Here is a 583-nt window from a genome sequence, read left to right on the forward strand (position 1 = left end):
AAGCCATTCGCGCCTGCCAGGTGCTCGGCGACAACGGCATCGACCTGATCGAACAGCCGATCTCGCGCATCAACCGCGGCGGCCAGGTGCGCCTGAACCAGCGCAGTCCGGCACCGATCATGGCCGACGAATCCATCGAGAGCGTCGAGGACGCCTTCAGCCTGGCCGCCGATGGCGCGGCCAGCATCTTCGCCCTGAAGATCGCCAAGAACGGCGGCCCACGCGCCGTGCTGCGCACCGCGCAGATCGCCGAAGCGGCTGGTATCGCCCTGTACGGCGGGACCATGCTCGAAGGCTCGATCGGCACCCTGGCCTCGGCCCATGCCTTCCTCACCCTGCGCCAGCTGACCTGGGGCACCGAGCTGTTCGGGCCGCTGCTGCTGACCGAAGAGATCGTCAACGAGCCGCCGCAGTACCACGACTTCCAGCTGCACGTGCCGCGCACCCCGGGCTTGGGCCTGACCCTCGACGAACAACGCCTGGCGCGCTTTGCCCGCCGCTGAATCAACAGGAGAACTGAACATGCTGTTCCACGTGAAGATGACCGTGAAACTGCCGGTCGACATGGACCCGGCCAAGGCCG

1 protein-coding gene and 1 pseudogene are annotated in these 583 nt (G+C 67.1%); both read left to right on the plus strand.

What is annotated here, in order from left to right:
- The coding region (locus tag BGP85_RS22100; protein WP_308451984.1) for an enolase C-terminal domain-like protein at positions 1-503 on the plus strand (503 nt) is incomplete at its 5' end.
- Positions 504-522: 19 nt separating this feature from the next.
- Positions 523-583 (plus strand): annotated as a pseudogene (locus tag BGP85_RS22105) (muconolactone Delta-isomerase); the annotation flags it as partial.

The sequence above is a fragment of the Pseudomonas putida genome (genome assembly GCF_002906855.1).
Lineage (GTDB): Bacteria > Pseudomonadota > Gammaproteobacteria > Pseudomonadales > Pseudomonadaceae > Aquipseudomonas > Aquipseudomonas putida_N.